The following is a 16949-nucleotide window of genomic DNA, read 5'->3' as shown; positions in this document are numbered from 1 at the left end:
CTGGCCGCACGCTCGACGCATAGGGGGAGGGGGCAGCCCTGCGACTCACTCGCGCAGGCGCTGCGCCAGTCCGCTGGCCCGCAGCGCCCGCCGCTCGATGGCAGTGCGCACCGACGCCTCCGACCCGACCACGCGCACCTTGCGCTTGGCGCGCGTCACCGCCGTGTAGAACAGTTCCCGCGTCAACAGCCGCGAATCCTCCGACGGCAGCAGCACGGTGACTTCCTCGGCTTGGCTGCCCTGGGATTTGTGGATCGTCATCGCGTGCATGGTTTCGACGTCGGAGAGCCGGCTCGGTGAAAAGTCCAGCGGCCCAGTGGAACCGGCGATGACAGCGCGTAGACCGTCGGGGCCGTCGACCACCACGCCGGTGTCACCGTTGTACACCTTGAGCCCGTAGTTGTTGGCCGTCACCAGCAGCGGGCGCCCGGCATACCACTCCGACCACGGCGGCACACCGCTTTCCTCGGCAAGCCACCGTTGTACCTGCTGGTTCCAATAGTGCACACCGACGGGTCCTCGGCGGTGCGCGCACAGCAGCCGGTGCGCGTCCAGCGCGGCGAGCGCTTTGTCGACGCTACCCAACGACGCTTCACGCCGCAGTTGACGCGCATGAGGCGTGAGGATCGACCGCAACCGCTCGGTCGGGTCGTCGTCTTCGATGAATTCGATGTGCTCGTCGCCGGAGCGCAGCACGCTCAACGCCTCTTGCGCGGCGCCTCGCCGGATCGCGTCGGCAAGCTCACCGATCGATTTCCCGAACCGGTGCGACGTGCGCAACGCCGCCACCCGTACGTCGTGGCGCGCGGAGAGCCCGTCCACCAAGTCGGCGAGCACGGCGCCGGCTTCCACCGACGCCAACTGGTCGGCGTCACCGACCAGGATCAGCCGGGTGTCGGGCCGCACCGCCTCCAACAACCGGGCCATCATGGTCAGCGACACCATTGACGTCTCGTCGACCACGATCACGTCGTGCGGCAACCGATTTCCGCGATCGTGCCTGAACCTCGACGACGTGTCGGGGCGGCTGCCCAGCAGCCGGTGCAGCGTCATCGCCCGCAGCTCACCCAGCCGCGTTCGATCGGCCGCACCCAACCGGGCCACCTCGTGCGCCACCGCCTCCTGCAGCCGCGCCGCCGCCTTGCCGGTGGGCGCCGCCAGCGCGATGCGCGGCCGTCCTGTTCCGGCCAGCTCGGCCTGCTCGGCCACCAACGCGAGCAACCGCGCGACCGTCGTCGTCTTGCCGGTGCCCGGACCGCCGGTGAGCACCGTGACCGCCTGCGACAGCGCGATTTCGGCTGCCTCGCGCTGTTTCTCGAATCCGGCCGGGAAAAGCCGCTCCAAGGGCGGCACCTTGACGGCCGACTTGGACCCGAGCAAGGCAATCAGGTCGTCGCGCACCTGTTTTTCCTCGAGCCAGTATCGGTCGAGGTAAAGCAGCCGATCGTCGTACAGGCGCAGCACCGGCGGATTCTGCAGCAGCTTGCTGGCCCGCACCGCCGCCCGCAGGTCGGCGTCGGTGATCGCCGAAGTATCGGAGAGGTCCACGCACACCGATCCGGCGCGCAGTGCACGCACCGCCAGCGCCAACGCCAGGGCCACCCGCTCGTCGGGCTCGTTACCTAGTGCGCAAATCCGCTGCGCCACATGTACGTCTGCGAACTCCAGAACGCCCGCCTCGTTGAAAGAATGAAGCAAACCGGAGGCGTGGATGGCGACCGTCATGCTGCCTGCCGGCCCTCGTCGAGCAGATCCGACAACGCCACCACCAGATCGGCCGGCGGTTGCCAACTGAACACCCCGCCCGCGGGTGTGTCGGCACCGCACATGCCGCGCAGGAACAGATACAGCACGCCACCGAGATGCACACTGGGGTCGTAGCCGGGTTGGCGCCACCGCAGAAAACGATGCAGCACAACCACATACAGCAGCGCCTGCAGTGGGTAGTCCGAGTGCAGCATGGCCTCGGTCAACCGTGGCTCGGTGTAGTCGGCCGCAAACTCGCCCAGATAGTTGGTCTTGTAATCCACCACGAGGTAGCGCTGGTCCGGTAGGCGCAGCACCGCGTCGATGGACCCCGACAGGTATCCGCGCAGCGACTGGCCGCCCAACCCCGACGACGTCAGCCGCTCGGCGTAGGGGGCCACCGGATCGTCGGCGGGCAGGTGCGCCCGGAGCAACTCACCCACGTCGCGCAGCGAGGCGTCCGGCACAGCGTCACGCAGATCACCGCCCGCCAGTGGGATCTCGAAGTCCAACTCTCGCAGCCGATCCCGCATGCCGATCTGTCGCAACGTCAACCCCCCGGCCAGCGGCCCCAACGACGTGTCGTGCATCGGCACCAGCGCCGCGGCCAGCTCTTCGGCCGGCATGTCCACCGGCCACCACACCTGGTGGCGCCGTATCTGCTGCTCGAGCTCGGCGGCCAGGTCGGTCGCCGAGGGATCAGCCGTCTCCAACACCGCGTGCACCAGCGAGCCGAACGTCGCACCCGACGGCAAGTCCGCCATCGGCGATCGGATGTCCGGTTCCGAAGCACCTTCGGTCACCGGGATATCGCCGGACTCGTCGTCGAGCTCGGTGACCTCCGGCTCGCTGCTCACGCCGGTGGTTTCGGTGCTCGCAATCAGACCGGAGTAGGACGTGCGGCGCCACGCGGTGTCGATGGAGCGGTGAAAGTGCCGGCTCGCCAAGTTGGTCGGCGCCGGGCCGGGCGGCACCGTCGGCGCGGTGGCCACCACCGAGTTCTCGATGACCGGCCCGCCGGCCGCCTCCCACTCCCGCAGCCGGGCCATGGCGTCGTCGTCGGTGATCTTCGCGGGCTCGCAGCGGTCGGGCACGACCGGCTCGCCGGGTCGGCGGCCGCGCAACAGTCGCGACAGGCCCCCGTTGGGCTCGTCGTAGGCCGGCGACCACCACGCCACCACCTGCGACTGCGCCCGCGTCATGGCGACGTAGGTCAGCCGGCTGTCGTCGCTGGCGTCCTCCCGGCGGCCCAACCGCTCGACTTCCGGGAAGTCTGGGCTGTCCTTGCCGCCGATGTGCAGGCAGCGCACCCCGTCGTCGTGGAACAACACGATGTCGCGGTTTTGGGCGTTCCGGTTGAACGCGAACGGCAGATACACGATCGGAAACTGCAGTCCCTTGGCCACATACACCGTCATCACCTGCACCGCGGCCGCGTCGCTGTCGAGTCGCCGGTTGCGCTCGGGTGCGCCGTTGCGTTCTTCGCGCTGGGTGCGCAGCCAGTCGCGCAGCCCTGGCAAGCCCAGCCGGTCGCGGTGGGCGACGTCTTGCAGTAACTGCGCCACGTGCGCCAGGTCGGTCATGTGGCGCTCGCCGTCTTGCCAGGACAGCACCCGATTACCCATGCCCGCCAGCAGCGCGGCCTGATAGACGGCGGCGACGCCGCGGTCCCGGGCATGTCCGGCCCACTCCCGCAGCGTTTCTGCGATGCGATCGGTCAGCGCATCGCCGCCGGCGGCCAGTGATTCCGCGGTTTCGCCGAAGAACATCGTCGCCGCGGCGGCGCGGACCATCCCGGGACGGTGTGGTTGGTCGAAAGCCTCCAACAGACAGAGCCAATCCTGCGCGGCTTCGGAGTTGAACACATCGGAGTTACCGGTGTAGACCGCCGGAATGCCGGCGTCGCACAGCGCTTTGAAGCACACGCTGGCGTCCTTGTGCGTTTCCACGATCACCGCGATGTGGCGGGCCTGCACGGGTTCACCGTCGAAGGTCGCCCCGCTGGCCAGCAGCGCGCGGATGTCGGCGGCGAGGTCGGCGCTGATGTGTTCGCGCAGCTCGGCGATGGGCAGGTTCGCTAAACCGCTGCGGCCCAACGTCGCTCGCTGCACCACCCGCAACCGAAACGGGTCGTTGTGCGGCGCGCCCGAAAGACGGTGACCCTGGTGGTGGGCCTGCACGTCGTCGACCACGATCGACGGGTCGCCGAGCTGGGCGCCGCGCAGCACCACCTGCAGCCGCTCGACGAGCGCGGAGTCGCTGCGCCAGTTGGTGGCCAGCGTCTTCTGCTCACCCGCCGTCTTGGCCGCCTCCAGGTACGTCACGATGTCGCCGCCGCGGAACGCATAGATGGCCTGCTTGGGATCGCCGATGAGCACCACCGTGGAGCGTCCGCTGAACGCCCGGTCGATCACCTGCCACTGCACTCGGTCGGTGTCCTGGAACTCGTCGACCATGACGATCGGCCAGCGTTGATGCATCCGCACCCGCGCGGGGGAGTCGTCGGTTGCCAGCGCGGCGGCCAGGCGGATCAGCAGATCGTCGTAGCCGAGGACACGCCGTCGCCGTTTACGAATCTCCAGCTCGGTCAAGACGTCTCGCGCGAAACCCACACAGACAGCGGCCCGCGAACCCGGTTCCGGGTCCCGGGGGCGCAACTCGGTCGACGGGTTCTTGGCCACCTCGCGCGCCAACCGCAACGCGTCGGCGTAGGCCAGCACCGGGTCGTCGCGCTGCTGCCCGAAGTGAGCCAGGTAAAGATCGTCAACGATCTCGGCCACCAGGTCGTCCAGACTTTCGAGCAGGGTGACGCTGGCCGCGGTGTCGCCGGCCACCCCGAGCGAGCGCAACACCAGCTGGCAGAACTGGTGGGTGGTGGCGATCGTCGCAGCATCGAAGCCGGCCAGCGCATCGCGAAGATTCTGCTCACGCTGGGTGCGTTGCTGGTCGGTGCCGTCGAGCAGATACGCCAAGAGATCGTTGTCAGCGATGCCGTTCTCGAAAGCGGTTACCGCGTCGACCATTTGGCAACGCACCCGCTCCCGCAGCTCCTGGCTGGCAGCCCGGCCGAACGTGATGAGCAACATCTGGTCCAGCGTCGCGGCGCCCTCGGCGACATAACGGGTCACCAGCCCGGCCAGCGCGAATGTCTTGCCCGTTCCCGCGCTGGCTTGCAAAACCGTGGTGGTGCCTTCGGCCGGCAGCGGGCCGAGCAGGTCGAAACGCTCCATCACTCCGGATCCCTCTCGGCGCGCAGCAACGGCAGCCACAGCCGGGCGGCGTAGGCGCCGAGGCGATTGTCTTCGCCGTGGTACTCCTCGCCGGGCCGCAGCGGTTGCATCAAGTCGGACAGCCGCGCGTCTTTGCCCCACGCCCGAACGTGCGCGGGCTCCTCAGCCTCATATTTCCACCGGAACTGCGCCTCGCGTTCTGGGTCATCACCGCAGTGGCGGGCCGCGGCCCAAGCGTAGGAGGTCTTGATGGGCAACGGAATAGGCTCGCGGCGTCCGGCGTCGTAGATTGCCACCAGCTCACGCAGCAGCTCGACCGCGTCGTCGTGCGGCGGCCCCAGCCCCTCCACCCGGGGCCGGGTGCCCTTCTTGCGACGACCGATGCACACCGCCGACCAGTCACGGCCCGGTTGGTGAGCGCTCAATGCCAGCAACGGAATCCACGACTCGAGTAGGTGTCTGCCGTCGAGTTTGGAGTACGTCACCGACACCAGGCGCTCGCCGTAGACCGGGGACACCGTGCCGGTGAGCCGCCGCCCGCAACCGAGATCGACGTCGACGTCGTATGCCCGCGGGTCGCCCTGACGGTAGTGCTGCGCCGCGCTCGCCAACAGGTCGGCCTGATCGCGAATCTCCTTGGCTTTGCGCCACCCCAGCTGACCGGGCGCCAGCGTGCCGCGCCGCCACTCCGCCTGCCGGGCAGCCTCGGGACTCATCCCGCGCAAGATGTCGCCGAGCATCCGGTCGCCGACCGTCCACTCCTCGAGGCTGTCGATATCGACGGGCATGGCGTCCTGCACACCGTCGACGTCGCGCGGCAACGTGAATTCCAGCGCCCGGAAAAAGCCCTTCACCGGGTCTTTGAAGAAGCCGACCAGATCGGCGAGGATGACGTCGTCGGCGGGCGGCGGCGGCAACGGTGCGGAGATCAACCGGGGCCGTTCACGGCGTTCGCCGCTGCTGACCTTCGCGGCCTGCAACACGGTCTGATCGAAGCTGAACGGAACGTTCGGAACCAGCCTTCCGGGCTCGACATTGCTGACGTCGAACGGCTGCAACGGATGCGTGACGACGATGTGCTCACGGATCTTCTCTGGTGTGGTCCGGTCGAGCACGTCCAGCAGTTCCGCCAGCGGCACTGCCGGGCGCGGCTGCCCCGAGTACTCGTTGGCCCCGGTGTAGGTGATCACAAGTTTTTCGGTGGCCGCGCCGATGGCATCGAGCAGCAATTGCCGATCCTCCGAACGGATGTCGCGCTCACCGGTCATCGGGTCGCGGGCCAGCGCGTCGTCGCCGTCGACCACCCCGATGCGGGGAAACACCCCGTCGTCGATGCCGACCAGGCAGACCACCCGGTGCGGCACCGAACGCATCGGCACCATGGTGCACACGGTCAGCGTTCCGGTGCGGAAGTTGGCCCGGGTGGGACGCCCGGCGAGGTGCTGGCCGAGCAGCGCGGTGATGTCGGGCAGTCGCAAGACGGTGTCAGCGCGAGAACCCGCCTGCCGCAACACTTCAGCGAACTCGCGCTGCATCTGGCTGGTTTGCCAGGTATCCGAATCGTCGATGCGCGTCAATAGCCCGATGCCGTCGGTCAGTGCGGCCAGCCACTGCGCCAACGGCCTTGCACCACTGAGTGATTCGACCACATGCTCCAGCCGTGCGACGAACTCGGCGAGCTGGCCTGCCAATTCGACGCGGTTGCTGCTGACGTCGTCGAGGGGCAGGGTGTTTTCAATCCAGGCACGCGAGTCGTCGGACATCGCGACACCGGCCAATATCCGGTCGATACCGAAACGCCAAGTGTTGTGGACGAAGTCGACATGGTAGGGCCGGCGATGCTCTTGGTCGAATCCCCACCGAATGTTCGCCTGCCGCACCCAGCGGGTGATGGCCTCCAGGTCGTCATCGGTGAAGCCGAACCGGGCCCGCACCGGCGCGGCCTGGGCGATGTTGAGCACCTCGCTGGCGGTGACCCGGCTGCCTGCCAACGCCAGTAACTGCGCGGCCACCCCGAGCAGTGGATTGGTCTGGATCAGCGAGCGGTCGGCGAGTCGCACGCGCAGCCGGTGTGCGGGATGCGCACCGTGGATGACGTCACCGAGGCCGAAGTCGGCGACGATCAACGGCGCATAGGTCTCGATGTCGGGGCACATCACCAGGATGTCGCGCGGCTCCAGGGTGGGATCGTCCTCCAGCAGGCCGAGCAGCACCTCGCGCAGCACGTCGACCTGACGGGCCGGGCCGTGGCAGGCGTGTACCTGCACCGACCGGTCGTTCTTGGTGAACTTGCGGCCTTGTGGCCGAACGGCATTGGCGGCGATGTCGGATTGCAGCCAGCCGAGCAGGGTGTCCGGGCGGTCGTCGCAGGGAAGGTATTCGTCGGTCTGCAGATCCGCCGGCAGGCTGCGTTGCAGCTCGCGCAGGTCTCGCCCGAGTGTGGCCAGCAGCGGATGGTGTACATCGCGGTGGCTGGTGTCCTCGCGGCGGGGGATCGCGCCGTGGGCGCCTTTGAGCGTCTGCCACAGACGATCGCTGGGATGCGGCAGCCAGAGATGCAGATCGTGGTGGGTGGCCAACGCCTCCAGCAGTTCGATGTCGGTGCAGGCCAGCCGGGTGTGCCCGAACAGCGACAGCCTTTCCGGCAGCTCCGTCGGGCCTTCGTGCAGCCGGGCCAGGGTCTTCTGGTGTCGGATGTGTGGGGGATCGGCGTCGATGCGCTCGACCAGCGCTCGCCACAGTTCGGGCTGCCAGGCCAGGTCGGCGTCGATGCCCGATCTGTTGCCGTCCAGCCAGTCGACGAGCAGGTGCGGACGCTGCCGGGCGTAGGAGGCGAACAACCCGGCCAGCCGGCGGGCCACCGAGTAGCGGCGGCCGCGGCGCAGATCGGCTTCCTCACCGGTGTGGAAGTGGCCCAAATGGGTTGCCAGCGTGCGACACCACGGCTCGTCCAGTGAGCAGTCGATGACCTCCAACAGCGGCCACGTCATGGCCTCCGGCGACCATGGGTCGTCGTCGACCGTGCCGGTGATCTCGGCGATCAATGAGCCCGGGCTGCGAAACGACACCCCGGCACACACCCCGTCGCCGCCGCGGGCCGCGCCGAGGATGTGCGAGAGCCGCTGACTGAGCCAGCGCTCGACCCCGCGGGCCGGGACCAGCACGAGTTCTTCGGCGAACGGGTCGGACAGCGGGTTGGCCAGGAGTGCGCCCAGCCCGTCGGCCAGTAGGTCGGTACGTTCGGCACGGTGGAGATGAAGCGCCATTGCGCTGCCACCATAGACGGCCCCACCGACAGTGGTGGCCGCTTTGGTGTCTGGACGCGTGACGGTGCTATGCAAAGCTGGATGAGTGCCTCACGTGTCCGCGGCAACCTCCCGAGCAACGGTCGTGTGGAACATCGTCGGCTACGTGCTCTACGTGGTTTTGCTGGTGGTCGGCTCCATTGAGGCGATGTTCGCCGGTTTCTTCGGCATGGCCACCGACGCCTGTTATGACGCCGCGTGCGACGCCAGCTATCACGTTTGGCCGGCCATGCTCACGATGTGGATCGGTGTGGGCGTGGTCCTACTGCTGACATCTGTCGCCATGCTCGTCTGGACGGTTCGCGGCAAGATCGTGATCGGCTGGCCATTCGTCGGCGCGCTGGGCCTCGCGGCGGTGTACGTCATCGCGCTGAAAGTCTTGCACTAGGCCCGCTGCCGGAGAGGAGATCGAATGGAAGCTTGGGATGCGATCCGTGCCCGGCGCAACGTGCGCCAGTACACACCGGAGCCGGTGTCCGACGACGATCTGAACCGCATCGCCGAGGCCGGCTGGCGGGCGCCGTCGGCGAAAAACCGCCAGCCGTGGGACTTCGTTGTCGTCACCGACCGCGAGCAACTACAGGAACTGTCCACGGTGTGGCAGGGCGCCGGTCATATCGCCTCGGCCGCGGCTGCCATCGCGCTGGTGATACCGGTCCCGCCGAACGAGCGCCGCAAGGTCACCGACCAGTACGACGTCGGGCAGGCGACGATGGCGATGATGATCGCGGCGACTGACCTGGGGCTCGGCACGGGTCACTCGTCGGTGGGTGACCAGGACAAGGCGCGCGCCATCCTGGGCGTCCCGGACGGCTATCTGGTGGCTTACCTGCTGGGGATCGGCCATCCCGCCGACCGCCCGCTCAAGCCGATCCGCAAACCGAACCGGCGGCCGTTCGACGAGGTCGTCCATCACGGACGCTGGTGAATTCCCCGCGAGAAGAGGAGATGTGATCATGGCCCACGCGGCGGTCCCGGTGCACAAACCCAAGGGCGATTACGGGATCGACGGGTCGTTCAAGACCGTGTCGGCGCGGGGGCAGGCGGTGGGCCTGGGCGTGCTGGCGAGCGCGCTGCTGGCATGGTCGGGGATCAGCTGGCGCCGAGGTCGACGCCGCACGGCGGCACTGGCCGGCGCAGGCGGCCTCGGAATCATCGCCAGCGCAGGGGTTTACATCTACGCGACGAAAGCTGGCAAGTTCGTCGTATGGAGCCGCATCCTCGACGAGCTGCGGCTGCGGGGCGACGAAACGGTGCTCGACATGGGCTGTGGCCGCGGCGCGGTGCTGCTGGCCGTGGCCAAGCGACTGCCCCATGGGCGCGCGATCGGTATCGACTTGTGGCGCCCCGACCAGACCGACAACTCGCCGTCGGCCACGCTGAAAAACGCCGACCTGGAAAACGTGACCGACCGCATCGAAGTGCGCACCGCCGACATGACTGCGCTCCCGTTCGACGACAACAGCTTCGATGTGGTCGTGAGTAACCTTGCCATTCACAACATTCCGACTCACGCCGGGCGCCGGCAGGCGCTGCTGGAGGCGGTCCGGGTGTTGCGTCCCGGTGGTCGTTTGGCTATCGCGGATTTGTGGGAGACCCGCCAACACGCCGATCACTTGCGCGAGTTGGGCTGGCGTGATGTGCGGTGCCGCAACCTCGGTTGGCGCATGTGGTTCGGCGGCCCGTGGGTTTCCACCCGATTGGTGACCGCAACGAAGCCGGAGTGAAAATGACCAGAAACGAGATCACCGAACAGATCATCGCCGCACGACTGGCCAAGGGCCTGAGCTGGCAGCAGCTGGCCGACGCCATCGACCGGCCGGTGGTGTGGACCACCTCGGCGCTGCTGGGCCAACAGCCGATTCCCGCCGATTTGGGAAAGGTGCTCGTTGAGATGCTGGGCCTCGACGAGTCGATCGTTCCGGTGCTGGCCGCCCCGCCGATGCGCGGCGGGTTACCGACCGCGGTGCCCACCGATCCGACCATTTACCGCTTCTACGAAGCCCTGCAGGTCTACGGGCCGGCGCTCAAAGAGCTCATTCACGAGCAGTTCGGCGACGGCATCATGAGCGCCATCAACTTCAGCGTCGACCTGCAAAAGAAGTCGCATCCGTCCGGAGACCGCGTTGTGGTGACGTTCGACGGGAAATTCCTTCCCTACGAATGGGTTTCGGGCGAGGGCTGACGCCATGACTAAAGCAAGCGACCCGCTGAAGGCCGATCTTGTCCTGTCCGGCGGCGGCGTGAAGGGCATCGGACTGGTCGGCGCGATCGTCGCGCTGATGGAAGCCGGGTATTCGATTCAGCGGGTATCCGGCACGTCGGCCGGATCGGTCGTCGGGGCGATCCTGGCGGCCGGCACGCGCGGCGACTATCAGCTCACCCCCGAGCAGGTCAAGGACATGGCGATGACGGTGCCCTACCGCAAGTTCCTCGACCGGACCATTCCCATCCCGTTTCTCGGGTCGGCGTGGAGTCTGCTCAGCGAAGAAGGCATTTACAAAGGGGATTTCGCGCACGACTGGATCCGCAGCCAGCTGAAAAACCTTGGTGTCAGCACGTTCGGCGACCTTGCCGTCGACGACGACACCCTGCTGCCCGAGCGGCGCTACAAGCTGGTGGTCACGGTGGCCGACGTGACCACCGGACAGATGGTGCGCCTGCCGTGGGACTACCGCAGGCTTTATGGCCTCGACCCCGACGAGCAGCCGGTCGCCGATGCGGTGCGGGCCTCGATGTCGATTCCGTTCTTCTTCCGGGTCGCCAAGTTGAAAAGCGCCAGCGGCACCACCTCCACGCTCGTCGACGGCGGACTGCTATCGAACTTCCCGGTCGACTCATTCGCCCGCCCCGATGGCAAACCGCCACGCTGGCCGACGTTCGGCATCACCGTGCTGCCGAATCTGCCGGCGGGCAACGACAAAATCATTCCGGGGCTGGCGCCACTGCATTGGATCGGCGGTACCACCCTGCTCGAAGATCTGATCACCACGATGATCGTCGGCCATGACCAGGCCTACCTGAACCAACCCTGGGTCAGTGCGCGGGCGATCCGCGTCGACTCGACCGACGTCGGCTTTCTCGACTTCAAGATCTCCCGGCGGCAAATGGACGCGCTCTACGACCGCGGCCACGAAGCGGCGGTGACGTTCCTGTCCTATTGGGACTGGGAGGATTATTTCGAGCACTACTGGCGGCCGAGAAGCTAGTTGGCCAGCACCTGCGGCGAAAGTTCCTTGAGCATCGCGTTGGCCCAACGCATTTGGCGTAGCGTTTCCGGGTGACACCGCGACGTCAGTTCGAGCAACTCGGTGTCTTTGGCGGCCTGCGCGGCCTGTCCGAGCAGCTCCCAATCGACCGACGCGCCGGCGGCCATCCGGTGGATGCGTCGCAGGTCAGCCAGCAGCAGTAGCCCCGGCTCGGGACGCCGTCGCAGCAGGCCGCTCACCCATGACTGCAGGAATCCGGTCAACGCGCCGGTTCGCGGTCGCGCCGATAGCCGCAGACCGTAGTGGCGGCCGTGCTTGGCCAGCTCGGTCAGATGACCCCGCGACCAGCCGGCCAAGTCGTGGGCGATGTGGTAGATGTCCTGGTCGCTGCGATGGCGTGCCGCGATCACGTTGAGTTCATGGGCCAGGTGGCGTTCGGCGCGGTGCAACTCGCGAATGGCCAACTTGAGTTTCATGACTGACCCGCCATCACTTCGGTCGCGGTGGCATCCGCACCGCCGACGGTGGCCGGCACCTGACCGTTCACCGGCGCCGACGCCGTGGTGGTCGGCGCCGCGGCAGGTCCGTTGGTGGTGGCGCCCCGGCGCCGCAGCTGTGCCGCGGCCGTCTTGAAGATCGGCTGTTTGGACACCGGATCCCAGTCGGTGAGCGTCAGCTCGTTGCCGGCCCGGTGATGGTCGTGCCCGTCGGTGTCCCAATACCCGTAGTGGAACGGCACGAACAAGACCCCGTCGCGAATGCCGCTGACCCGCGCGGCGCAGATGATGCAACCCCGGGGGGTGCTCACCTCGACCAGATCGCCCTCCCGGATGCCGAGACGGCGGGCATCGCCCTCGGACACCTCCACCCACACCTGGGGTGCGGCACGCTGAAGTTGCGGCGCGCGAGCGGTTTTCGTACGGGTGTGGAAGTGATACAGGGTGCGGCCGGTGATCAAGGCGAACGGATATCCCGACGACGGGCGCTCGTGCGGCGGAAGGTATTGCGCGGCTTTGATGATCGCCTTACCGGACGGATTCATCGCCCGGTATTCGGTTGGCTCGAGTGGCGCGCCGGTGATCAGATCCTTGCCGTAGGCCTCGCAGTAATCCGGATCGGCCCAGAACTTCCCGCCGGCGTACAACCGTTCGGTGCCGTCGGGACGATCGGCATTGCAGGGCCACTGAATGCCGCTGCCGCCGCGCAGCTTGTCGTAACTCAGCCCGGTGTAATCACACGGCCGCCCGGCGCTGCACTTCTTCCACGCCTCGAACGCCGACTCGGCATCCGTCCACGGCGGGAACGGCTGGCCGTCCTTGTCGCGGAAGTCCATCCGTCGCGCGTAGTCTAAGAAGATCTCCAAATCCGAGCGCGCCGATCCCGGTGGCTCGACGGCCTTCTCGGACAGATGCACGGTGCGGTCGGCGTTGGTGAAGGCGCCGGTCTTCTCACCCCACGCCGCGGCCGGCAACACCACGTCGGCCAGCTTCGCGGTCTCCGTCATGAAGATGTCTTCCACCACCACGAAGAGCCGCTTCTGCGCCAAGATGTCGCGGATGCGTGACAGCTCCGGCAACGACACCGCGGGGTTGGTCGCGGTGATCCACAACATCTGCACCGTGCCCTCTTCGGCATAGCGGAAGATCTGCATCGCGTGGGTGGGCGGCGCGTAGTGCGGAATCTGTTGCGGCTCAAGGTTCCACAACTTCGCGAGCTGTTCTATGTGGGCGTCGTTGGCCCAGTTGCGGAATCCGGCCAAGTCCCCGTCGGCTCCGCATTCGCGGGTGTTCTCCGCGGTGGGCTGCCCGTTCATCTGCAGCACCCCGCAGCCCGGCTTGCCGAGCATGCCGCGAATCAGGTGAATGTTGTTGACCTGCACCGCCGCCGCAGTGGCCTGGTGCGATTGGTAGAAGCCCTGCAATACGGTCGACAGCAGGCGCTTTGCCGTGCCGATAATCCTTGCTGCCGCACGGATGTCGTCGACGTTGACATCGCAGATCTGGGCCGCGCGCTCCGGCGGGTAGTCGGCAACCTGCTTCTCCAACTCTTGGAACCCGACGGTGTGCGCCTCGACATACTCATGGTCGACCCAGTCGTTGGCGATGATCTCGTGCAGCAGAGCGTTCATCATCGCCACGTTGGTGCCCGGCAGCGGTGCCAGATGCACGGTGGCGTGCAGGGCCACCGGGGTCAGCCGCGGGTCGACGCACACGATGGCCGGCGGGTTGTCGCCGGCCAGCCGGTCCAGCATCCGCGCCCACAACACCGTCTGGGTCTCGGCGACGTTGTGGCCGAACAGCGCGATCACGTCGGAGTGGTCGACGTCGGTGTACGAGCCGGGCTGCCCGTCGCACCCGAACGATTCCTTCAGCGCCTCAGCGGCAGTCGCGGTGCACAGCCGGGTGTTGCCGTCGACGTGGTTGGTGCCGATCGCTCCGTGCGCAATGGCGCCTTGGCTGTAGTACTCCTCGAGGAACAGCTGCCCGGAGGTGTAGAAGCCGATCGAGCTGGGGCCGCGGGTGTCGAGCAGCTCGCGGCTGCGCTCGACGATCCGGTTCATCGCGGTGTCCCAGTCGCAGGGGCGCAGCCGACCCGCTTCGCGCACATACGGAGTGGTCAGCCGATCCGGGGATGCGTTGGCCTGCCAGCCGAACAAATCCTTGGGGTCGAGTCGACCGTGGTTGACCCGGTCGACTGCGCGGCCGCGCACCCCGACGATGCGTCCGTCCTTGACGGCGATGTCCAACCCGTCGCCGTTGGAGTGCAGCACCGCCGCCGACTGCACCCACCGGTCCACCGATTCGGGCGTGATGCCTTCGGCCAGAAAATGATCGACGCGCTCCGGCCACGGCTGTCCGGGTTCGTACGGCGTTCGCATGCCCCAGGGTTGGGCGATTGGGTCGACGGCCACCATGCCCCGGGCGTACCCGGGTCGGGGTATTCCAAACTCGGGGCGATTGCCGCCGTACTAGACCCCGAATTCCGCCGCCAGACCGTCGATTCCTGCGCGGATGCGGCTTAACGCCGCCTCACGCGTCCGCAGCTTCGTAGCTGCGTGCGCCTTTTGGTTCAGATTTGCGAATTCGTGGGCGGCTTCCAGAGCGCGGTCGATCACCATCTCGGGCAGCACGATTTCGTCGATAAAGCCTGCGGCGACGGCGGTTTCGCCGAAGAACATCTTCGCCAGCCCGGCCGCCTGCTGATACGCCGACGGGGTCAAGCGCAGCTCCATGATCGCCAGCGCCGCATAGGGAATCGTCATCCCGATGGCGACCTCGTTGGCCTGGATGTTGTAGGCCGGGGCGGCCACCCGATGGTCTCCGCTGGACAACAGGAACGCGCCCATCGCGATCGCGTGCCCGGTGCACGCCATCACCACCGGCTTGGGGTAGGACAGCAGCCGATGGCTGAGCTCGAAGCCGCCCTTGAGCATGTCGAGCGCCGGCTGCGCCTCACCGGAGGTCAGGATCTTCAGGTCGAATCCGCCGCTGAACACCCGGTCGTTGCCGGTGATCACCACGGCACTGACATCGTCGCGGTCGGCGTTGTCGAGCGCCTCGTGCAGCGCCTGCTGCATCGACGGGCCCAGCGCGTTGACCTTGCCGTCGTCCATCGTGATGACGGCGATGGGTTCCTCGTGGCGATAGCTGACCGGCCCGCTCATGGGGTCGATTGAATCACGACAGGTGGTCAGACCCGATGCTTGCCGGCCGCGGCCTTGGGTTCGGCCAGCCGTCGATGGACATCGGTCGGGTCGTCCAGCTGATGACGGGCGCGCCACCGTTCCCGCGTTTCGTCGGCCGCGCGATTGATGCGTTCGATCTCGTCGCGAAAGACATCGATGCGGGGTTCGGTGCTGGCGTAGTGAAAGTAGCTCAGCACGCCGCGCAGCAGTTCCAGCTTCAGCTTTTCCCGGTTGGCGAGGTCGTGCATCGACATCAGCTCGACCCGCTGGACCGGCGGCAGCGCATCCCAGTCCAGCACCACCTTGGTCTCGAACGAGCGTCGCCGGGGCTGCCAGAACTTCCAGCGGGGCGGCTCGTCGGGCCGGTCGTAGTAGGTGACGGTGCCGCTGAACCGGGACTCGATGGCATCGCCGAGCTCGCTGCGCTCGAACGCCGAATCCCACACCGTGCGCCATTCCTGATTAGGCGCCAGAGTCGGCAACTCCTCGGGTAGCTGCAGCTCGACGACGTCCGCGTAGCCGTTGGAGGAATTCTCGTAGGCGGCGACGGTCGGCCGCTCCACAAACGAGAAGCGGATGTTGTAGGCGGCGGTCTTGCCGAAATTGCGGGCCACGAATTCGATGACGTGCCAGTCGGCGGCGTGCGGTTCCATCAACACGCCGACGTGCGGACGGATCTGGTCGATTGTCAGCCGGCGGTGGCGCCGGACCTGCCGATTTGCCCAGATCAGCGCGAGGACTCCGACCGCGAGCACCGCCCACAAGCCGACCGCCAACCAGGTGGTCGAGCTTGCCCCGGTCACCTCGTGCCAGCGGTCTTGGACCCAGTTCACCTGGTGGATCTTAGAGGTCCGGCTAGCCGCCCATCAGCATTCGCCACTGTTCGAGGTTGGCCGGCCGATAGACATAGTTGGATCGCTTGACCTCGGACAGCGAAGCGCTGGGTTCGGCCGAATACCAGTGCCCGGGAAACACCGTGGGGTCACCGGGGAGCTGGGCCAGCTGCTGCAGGCTGCGGTACATCGCGTCGGAGTCGCCGCCGGGGAAGTCGGTGCGCCCGCAGCCTTCCAAAAACAGCGTGTCGCCGGCGACCAGGCGCCCGTCGAGCAAAAAGCACTGGCTGCCCGGCGTGTGACCGGGGGTGTGCAACAGTTCGATCGCGATATCGCCGACGTCGACCTTGTCGCCGTGCTCGTGCGCGGTGAGGTCGTTCATGCTGATCCCAGTTACTCGCGAAACCCATTGCGCCTCATGGGTATTGACGTGCACAGGCACGCTGGCGCGCTCCAGCAGTTCGGCCAGCCCTTTGAGTTCGAAGCCCATCATCGAGCCGCCGACGTGATCGGGGTGGTGGTGGGTGACCAGCACTCCGGACAGGTGCATGCCGTCGGCTTCGAGCGCGTCGAGCAGATCGCCGGCGGCATAGGCGGGGTCGACCACGACGGCGTCGCCGGTCTGGCGATCACCGATCAAATAGGCGAAGTTGCGCATCTGCATCGCGAACATGTCGCCGGCGGCGAAATCGCGGCCGGAGAGCAGCTGGCGAAAGTACAACCGATCCGTGTCAGGCACCCACCCAGATTACGGCGGGCGCGATGAGCGGGCGGGTTTGGTGGGCCTGCGGGCCAGGCTGTACCCTCTTTTAGGCCCGCGGCATGACCGACTGGGTCGCTTCGGGTGAGCGCCCCCTTAGCTCAGTCGGCAGAGCGTTTCCATGGTAAGGAAAAGGTCAACGGTTCGATTCCGTTAGGGGGCTCGGTGGACGCCGAGCAGG

General features: G+C 67.1%; 13 protein-coding genes and 1 tRNA gene. 6 read left to right on the top strand and 8 right to left on the bottom strand.

What is annotated here, in order from left to right; all coding sequences use genetic code 11:
- Window positions 1-45: 45 nt before the first annotated feature.
- The 3 genes from recD to recC are packed head-to-tail and all read right to left on the bottom strand — an operon-like array spanning window position 46 to window position 8242.
- Window positions 46-1725: an exodeoxyribonuclease V subunit alpha gene (gene recD / locus MSP7336_RS01705; protein ID WP_113962911.1), complete on the bottom strand. Its 1680-nt coding sequence runs from the start codon at window positions 1723-1725 to the stop codon at window positions 46-48.
- Entirely contained in the window at window positions 1722-4976 is a 3255-nt protein-coding gene (gene recB / locus MSP7336_RS01700; RefSeq protein WP_113962910.1) for an exodeoxyribonuclease V subunit beta, read from the bottom strand. Before recB ends, recD begins: the two co-directional genes overlap by 4 nt.
- Window positions 4976-8242: an exodeoxyribonuclease V subunit gamma gene (gene recC / locus MSP7336_RS01695; protein ID WP_113962909.1), complete on the bottom strand. Its 3267-nt coding sequence runs from the start codon at window positions 8240-8242 to the stop codon at window positions 4976-4978. The genes recB and recC overlap by 1 nt, the downstream gene beginning before the upstream one ends.
- A gap of 85 nt (window positions 8243-8327) precedes the next feature.
- Here recC and MSP7336_RS01690 point away from each other — a divergent pair, with 85 nt between their 5' ends.
- Genes MSP7336_RS01690 through MSP7336_RS01670 form a run of 5 tightly spaced genes read left to right on the top strand, consistent with a single transcriptional unit; the run spans window position 8328 to window position 11490 of the window.
- A complete protein-coding gene (locus MSP7336_RS01690; protein WP_181786503.1) occupies window positions 8328-8669 on the top strand; it encodes a hypothetical protein in 342 nt (113 codons plus the stop codon).
- Window positions 8670-8693: 24 nt separating this feature from the next.
- Window positions 8694-9209 (top strand): nitroreductase family protein, encoded by a 516-nt coding sequence (locus MSP7336_RS01685; protein WP_113962907.1) that lies wholly within the window; start codon window positions 8694-8696, stop codon window positions 9207-9209.
- 28 nt (window positions 9210-9237) lie between these two features.
- Complete coding sequence (locus MSP7336_RS01680) at window positions 9238-10008, top strand: class I SAM-dependent methyltransferase (protein ID WP_425325725.1); 771 nt, start codon at window positions 9238-9240, stop codon at window positions 10006-10008.
- 2 nt (window positions 10009-10010) lie between these two features.
- Complete coding sequence (gene cynS, locus MSP7336_RS01675) at window positions 10011-10466, top strand: cyanase (protein ID WP_113962906.1); 456 nt, start codon at window positions 10011-10013, stop codon at window positions 10464-10466.
- 4 nt (window positions 10467-10470) lie between these two features.
- Window positions 10471-11490: a patatin-like phospholipase family protein gene (locus MSP7336_RS01670; RefSeq protein WP_113962905.1), complete on the top strand. Its 1020-nt coding sequence runs from the start codon at window positions 10471-10473 to the stop codon at window positions 11488-11490.
- Here MSP7336_RS01670 and MSP7336_RS01665 read toward each other — a convergent pair.
- From MSP7336_RS01665 to MSP7336_RS01645, 5 genes are read right to left on the bottom strand one after another with little or no spacing between them, the layout of a single operon-like run.
- Complete coding sequence (locus MSP7336_RS01665; RefSeq protein ID WP_113962904.1) at window positions 11487-11966, bottom strand: hypothetical protein; 480 nt, start codon at window positions 11964-11966, stop codon at window positions 11487-11489. The two genes, MSP7336_RS01670 and MSP7336_RS01665, sit on opposite strands and share 4 nt — an antisense overlap.
- Window positions 11963-14401: a molybdopterin oxidoreductase family protein gene (locus tag MSP7336_RS01660; RefSeq protein ID WP_181786916.1), complete on the bottom strand. Its 2439-nt coding sequence runs from the start codon at window positions 14399-14401 to the stop codon at window positions 11963-11965. Before MSP7336_RS01660 ends, MSP7336_RS01665 begins: the two co-directional genes overlap by 4 nt.
- 57 nt (window positions 14402-14458) lie before the next feature.
- Window positions 14459-15154 carry a crotonase/enoyl-CoA hydratase family protein gene (locus MSP7336_RS01655; RefSeq protein WP_113962902.1) on the bottom strand — a complete coding sequence of 232 codons (696 nt, stop codon included), beginning with the start codon at window positions 15152-15154 and terminating at the stop codon, window positions 14459-14461.
- A 26-nt stretch (window positions 15155-15180) separates the two neighbouring features.
- Entirely contained in the window at window positions 15181-16017 is an 837-nt protein-coding gene (locus tag MSP7336_RS01650; RefSeq protein ID WP_113962901.1) for a hypothetical protein, read from the bottom strand.
- Window positions 16018-16030: 13 nt separating this feature from the next.
- Complete coding sequence (locus MSP7336_RS01645; protein WP_232321000.1) at window positions 16031-16681, bottom strand: MBL fold metallo-hydrolase; 651 nt, start codon at window positions 16679-16681, stop codon at window positions 16031-16033.
- A gap of 177 nt (window positions 16682-16858) precedes the next feature.
- Between MSP7336_RS01645 and MSP7336_RS01640 the strand changes: the two genes are divergently transcribed.
- Window positions 16859-16931: transfer RNA gene (locus MSP7336_RS01640), tRNA-Thr, on the top strand.
- Window positions 16932-16949: the final 18 nt, after the last annotated feature.

This window comes from Mycobacterium shimoidei, from assembly GCF_900417275.1.
Classification (GTDB): domain Bacteria; phylum Actinomycetota; class Actinomycetes; order Mycobacteriales; family Mycobacteriaceae; genus Mycobacterium; species Mycobacterium shimoidei.
Note: the sequence above shows the minus strand (reverse complement) of the source record. Positions and strands in the feature narration are given on the sequence as shown.

Excerpts from the sequence above, each read along its gene's own strand:
- recD (WP_113962911.1), bottom strand. The coding sequence starts at position 1,725 with ATGACGGTCGCCATCCACGCCTCCGGTTTGCTTCATTCTTTCAACGAG.
- recB (WP_113962910.1), bottom strand. The coding sequence starts at position 4,976 with ATGGAGCGTTTCGACCTGCTCGGCCCGCTGCCGGCCGAAGGCACCACC.
- recC (WP_113962909.1), bottom strand. The coding sequence starts at position 8,242 with ATGGCGCTTCATCTCCACCGTGCCGAACGTACCGACCTACTGGCCGAC.
- MSP7336_RS01685 (WP_113962907.1), top strand. The coding sequence starts at position 8,694 with ATGGAAGCTTGGGATGCGATCCGTGCCCGGCGCAACGTGCGCCAGTAC.
- MSP7336_RS01680 (WP_425325725.1), top strand. The coding sequence starts at position 9,238 with ATGGCCCACGCGGCGGTCCCGGTGCACAAACCCAAGGGCGATTACGGG.
- cynS (WP_113962906.1), top strand. The coding sequence starts at position 10,011 with ATGACCAGAAACGAGATCACCGAACAGATCATCGCCGCACGACTGGCC.
- MSP7336_RS01670 (WP_113962905.1), top strand. The coding sequence starts at position 10,471 with ATGACTAAAGCAAGCGACCCGCTGAAGGCCGATCTTGTCCTGTCCGGC.
- MSP7336_RS01665 (WP_113962904.1), bottom strand. The coding sequence starts at position 11,966 with ATGAAACTCAAGTTGGCCATTCGCGAGTTGCACCGCGCCGAACGCCAC.
- MSP7336_RS01655 (WP_113962902.1), bottom strand. The coding sequence starts at position 15,154 with ATGAGCGGGCCGGTCAGCTATCGCCACGAGGAACCCATCGCCGTCATC.
- MSP7336_RS01645 (WP_232321000.1), bottom strand. The coding sequence starts at position 16,681 with ATGTTCGCGATGCAGATGCGCAACTTCGCCTATTTGATCGGTGATCGC.